The sequence below is a fragment of the Pantoea sp. Fr-CA_6 genome (assembly GCF_024520895.1).
GTDB classification, from domain to species: Bacteria; Pseudomonadota; Gammaproteobacteria; order Enterobacterales; family Enterobacteriaceae; genus Pantoea; species Pantoea agglomerans.
The window spans coordinates 1-217 of the sequence record NZ_JALNPO010000072.1 but is presented as its reverse complement, the minus strand read 5'-3'; the positions used below and the strand labels follow the sequence as shown (position 1 = coordinate 217).

Annotated in this window: 1 protein-coding gene; it reads left to right on the top strand. The window is 72.4% G+C overall.

Features of this window, described 5'->3' with window-relative positions; genetic code table 11:
• The coding region (locus NR201_RS22655) for a hypothetical protein (protein ID WP_256850206.1) at positions 1-217 on the top strand (217 nt) is incomplete at both ends.

Genomic DNA, 217 nt, shown 5'->3' with positions numbered 1-217 from the left:
ACCTGACGGCGACGGCGGTGAACGCGGCGGGGGTTTCCTCGGCGGAGACCGGCGCGTTTAACGTGGTGCTGGACACCATGGCACCGGAGGCGGCCGTGGCGGCGCTGATGGACGCCCAGGGTGAGGTGCAGGGCGAAGTCGCCAGCGGCGGGGTAACCGACGACCGCGCGCCGGTGCTGAAGGGCACGGCGGAAGCGGGCGCGACGGTGACGGTATA